A 3824-nucleotide genomic window follows, 5' to 3' on the forward strand; every position below is an offset into this window, starting at 1 on the left:
AAAGAAAAGCACCTGACATTCTCAATCTGAAAATGGCAAGTGCCTGTTAAAGTTCCATATCCTGTTGTTTGTGTTTTGTCTGCACCGGGGCAGTTCTTTGTGCTTTTTTCTCGTCCGCCTTATCCTGCAAGACTTCTTTGAGGGACTGCTTCTTGGACGGCTCTTTGCTTTCTTCTGTGCCGGGTGTGGCTTTCCGTACCCAGTAGCGGATGTCCCGCAGCTTCTTCAAATCCTCCTGTACCTCGGTCAGCGGTACTTTCAGTTCTGCGATTTCGCTGAGAAGCGTTTCCTGCTCCTCTTGCAGCTCCTTTTGGGTACTGTCCTTATCGTCCGGGTGCTTGGCAAGGTAGTCAGCGGCTTTCTCATACCGGGCAACCTCCGGGTGTTCCTGTTTGAATTTCTCCTTTGTTTTCTTAAAAAATATCTTCTGGTACTTCTCATAGACAGCCTTACATTCTTTGCAGTCTGTCCGGCTGGCAAGAATCCCGTCAATCACTTTGCTCCGGGCTTCCTTTGGCTTCATCTGATTGCGGTAATCTGCGGCTGATTTCCCGGAAGATTCCAGAAACGCTTCTAAGTCCTCCACAGTGGAAAGCCCCTTTTGCCGGAGATAGGACAGGGCTTCGCTGACTGCCTTTAAGTCCTGTGAAGTTCCCCGGTTCTGTCCAGCCCTTGTCCAGTCCTTCCGTTCTTCCTTTCGTATCTCCATATACTTCATCAGCAGATTGGGAAGAAGTGTCGCTTCCTCCGCCGCCTTTTGTGCAAGCAGCTCCTTCCGTTTTTCTCCCAGCTCGGTAATCCAGCCTTTGAGGTTTTGGATAAGCTGCCGGATGGACTTCATCAGGCGGTTGGCGACTCTGATTTCCCGGTTCAGGTTGCCGATATTCGTCTGGATACCACGTTTTTCCATCTGCCGGACAGCAGCCCCCTCATGGACAGTAGGGACAATATCAAGCCCCTGTCTGGCATAGGAACGCAAGTCCACACGCTCCGGGCGGTCATTGGCTTCCAGATAGCGGTTCTGGATGACTTCCCACTCATGCCGCCAGATTTCACAATACTTCTGGTCGTTCCAGTCCACCGTATCCTCCTTGTGACTTTTCCATCTGCCGGACGGAAGTTTTATTCGTTCCCCATTTTCGTCAAGGTCATAAACCTTACGGCTCTTGGGAAGCCATTTCCCATGTTCGTCCATTGCCCTCATAGTCAGCAGAACATGGGCGTGGGGATTGTGTCCCGGCGGATGGGGGTCATGGATGGCAAAGTCAGCAATCATGCCTTTGGAAACAAACTGCTGCTCACAAAACTCCCGGACAAGGACAGCATACTGGTCGGGCGGTATCTCTCTGGGGATGGTAAGCACCCACCGCCTTGCAAGCTGGGAGTTCCATTGTTTTTCCACCGCTTCGGCGGCGTTCCACAAAGTATTGCGGTCTGCATATTCCTGTGGGGCATTAGGTGGGAGCAGGATTTCATTGTGGACGATACCACGCTTTTCCGGGTAGTGCTTCACTTGCTGGTCATATTCACAGAACAGTTTTTCGCCACTTTGGTAAGCAGCGGCGGCAACAGCAGACTGCCGTTGGCTGCGCTGCACAATCGTGATTTCGTTGTGTGGACAGGGCATTTCGTATCCCTCCTTTCGCTAATTGGTGGATGGGGTTGCGTTTTACCACCTCATTTTGGGCAGAAAAAAAGCAGGAGACCTTTTTCAGATTTCCTGCTCGGTGTGCCGCTGTGTGGGCGGCGGGTATTTAGTTGTAAAAGTTCGGGACAAGTTGACCCGATGTGAAGCTGACGAACTGGAATTTATTTGTTGTTATTTTCTATCAATCCCCAAAACATCATAGTATTCATCACTATACTCAATGCCACTATTGTCAAAGCGAGATTGCAGTTCTTTTACATAGTCATAAGGGTTATCAATAGGGGAAATTACTAATTCTGTTTCAAGATAACTTAATGTCGCTTTCTGTTCCTCTGTGCGGATTGCTTCTTCCTCTTTGAGGTGTTTTTCAAATTTGTCTTTGTCCATCCAAATAATCTGCTCAATAGGATTAGTAGAACCACAAGCAAGAATAAGTCTCATAAAATCCTCAAAGGTTCTTGCCAGTGGATAAACAAAAACATCTGCACAAGTATCAGGATTGCAGGCAAAAACCATTTCCCCATACGGCTCAATAAAGCAATACATAATACTTCCTTCAAAACCTATTGCCTTTGCATTGGTCGGATAGCAGAAGTAAGAATAAATATCTTCAACTTGTTCAAGACAAATCAAAGAGCCATTTATATTCAGTTCTTTGTATTGGTCAAAAAGTGTTTCCATTTTATCACACTCCTTTACAACTTCTAATTTTTCAGTTCTACAAGTTGGAAGTTGTCGCTATGAAATTTCTTTTTCATCATCTCTTGGTGGTCGGACATAACATAACATTTCTTTTTCACAAGCACCAAATTTTGAGAAATTGGATTTCGCTTCTTTTAGTGTTATTCCATGATTAGAGTCGCTTGGTTCGTTATCAGAAGCAATGAACGGGTCATTCTCCCAAAAACAAACGGGACAGATATACCCACAATCTTCATTTGCCGGAACATTATAGGTAAAATATCCGCAGCAAGGACATTGGTATTTTTTCATATAAACCTCACGTTTAAGCCTTGACCTCAAATTCCTGATTTATTTCTGACTTTATTATACTTCATCGATTATCGAAAAGATAGCATATTTTATGAAACTTGTCGGCTGGGAACAGCTTGCACCGCAAGGTGTCCCCAACAGGCAAGTCCACAAAAGGGTAGCTGGCTGCAGCCAGCGCAGGGGAAGTGTAGCGTCCCCTGTTTGATTTGGAGCAGACCATGACTGCGGAAAATCACAGCTCTCCGGCGAGGAGCCTTCGGAGAACGCAATGCACCAACCTCTGGGTGGTGTATAATTGCGCCCTTAGTAAACTAAGGGGTTTCCGGCTTCTCCCGTTCCAGCAGTTTTTTCAATAGTTCCTGCGTGTCCTGCCTGTGAAAAATGAGTTTCAACAACAGCATGACATCATCATCTGTTAGGCGTTCCGGCTCTTGCAGAAAACTTTCCAGCATACCGCCACGAGTGCAGAGCCGGTGCGTCCGTTCCTTTCGGGTAAGCTGCTTTAACTGGTGCTGCAATGCCTTTTCATCATTGATGGCTTTCCGCAGTTTCTTTTCGCTTTTCTCCAGCTCCCGGTTGAGCTTTTCCAGCTTCGAGGTATCAGGCAAGGGCAGCGTCCTCCTTTCCCGGTATCAGCACATAAATCCTATTCGGTTCTCCCACGCCCTGACGCACCCGCATGATAAGTCCGGCGTTTTCCAGTTCATTCAGAGAACGCTTGACCGTCATGGGACTGCGGGACAGGACTGCGGCAATGGCTGTGACAGGGAAGCAGACAAACAGGATTCCGTTCTCGTCCTCCTGACCTTTGGAGAGCATAGCGTCCAGCATCCGGCAGTACATGACCTTTGCGGTGCTGCTGACTGGAAATCCTGTCAACGCTCTGGGAAAGGGCATACAGGGCGGCAATGGTGTGTCTATCGTCATAAATTCAAAATTCATTCGGTGTGTTCCTCCTTTTTCTTTGATCGTTTGGATAAATAACGGGGGCAGTCAATCACAACCGCCCGGAAGCTCTGCTTGCACCCATGCTGGCATTTCCGGCATAATTCGTTGTAAGTGACACGCCCCCGGTCATTGAGGTAAAAGGAAAGCTCATGCTTCCTCTTTTTGCTCATTCTCGGCATATTGTGTTTCCTCCCGTTTTAGTGTATGGTTTCGGGGCGATTTTCGGCAAAATTAC

The 3824-nt window shown here is 47.5% G+C and carries 6 protein-coding genes; all 6 read right to left on the reverse strand.

Annotated features, from left to right (window positions below; genetic code table 11):
- Positions 1-46: 46 nt before the first annotated feature.
- The 6 genes from mobQ to DW769_RS15980 all read right to left on the reverse strand — a co-directional run bounded on the left by mobQ (position 47) and on the right by DW769_RS15980 (position 3768).
- Positions 47-1627, reverse strand: a complete 1581-nt coding sequence (gene mobQ, locus DW769_RS15955; protein ID WP_118750630.1) for a MobQ family relaxase — start codon at positions 1625-1627, stop codon at positions 47-49.
- 192 nt (positions 1628-1819) lie between these two features.
- Complete coding sequence (locus DW769_RS15960; protein ID WP_054328107.1) at positions 1820-2329, reverse strand: hypothetical protein; 510 nt, start codon at positions 2327-2329, stop codon at positions 1820-1822.
- Between the two features lie 57 nt (positions 2330-2386).
- Complete coding sequence (locus DW769_RS15965; protein WP_006575072.1) at positions 2387-2641, reverse strand: CPCC family cysteine-rich protein; 255 nt, start codon at positions 2639-2641, stop codon at positions 2387-2389.
- Positions 2642-2952: 311 nt separating this feature from the next.
- Complete coding sequence (locus DW769_RS15970) at positions 2953-3249, reverse strand: DUF3847 domain-containing protein (RefSeq protein WP_002594808.1); 297 nt, start codon at positions 3247-3249, stop codon at positions 2953-2955.
- Entirely contained in the window at positions 3242-3583 is a 342-nt protein-coding gene (locus DW769_RS15975; RefSeq protein WP_006873175.1) for a DeoR family transcriptional regulator, read from the reverse strand. The genes DW769_RS15970 and DW769_RS15975 overlap by 8 nt, the downstream gene beginning before the upstream one ends.
- Positions 3580-3768, reverse strand: a complete 189-nt coding sequence (locus DW769_RS15980) for a hypothetical protein (protein ID WP_054328105.1) — start codon at positions 3766-3768, stop codon at positions 3580-3582. Before DW769_RS15980 ends, DW769_RS15975 begins: the two co-directional genes overlap by 4 nt.
- Between the last annotated feature and the right edge of the window lie 56 nt (positions 3769-3824).

Origin of the sequence: Blautia sp. AM29-29, from assembly GCF_003480555.1 — a bacterium.
In the GTDB taxonomy this organism is placed as follows: domain Bacteria; phylum Bacillota; class Clostridia; order Lachnospirales; family Lachnospiraceae; genus Fusicatenibacter; species Fusicatenibacter saccharivorans.

Excerpts from the sequence above, each read along its gene's own strand:
- DW769_RS15965 (WP_006575072.1), bottom strand. The coding sequence starts at position 2,641 with ATGAAAAAATACCAATGTCCTTGCTGCGGATATTTTACCTATAATGTT.
- DW769_RS15980 (WP_054328105.1), bottom strand. The coding sequence starts at position 3,768 with ATGCCGAGAATGAGCAAAAAGAGGAAGCATGAGCTTTCCTTTTACCTC.
- DW769_RS15975 (WP_006873175.1), bottom strand. The coding sequence starts at position 3,583 with ATGAATTTTGAATTTATGACGATAGACACACCATTGCCGCCCTGTATG.
- DW769_RS15960 (WP_054328107.1), bottom strand. The coding sequence starts at position 2,329 with ATGGAAACACTTTTTGACCAATACAAAGAACTGAATATAAATGGCTCT.
- mobQ (WP_118750630.1), bottom strand. The coding sequence starts at position 1,627 with ATGCCCTGTCCACACAACGAAATCACGATTGTGCAGCGCAGCCAACGG.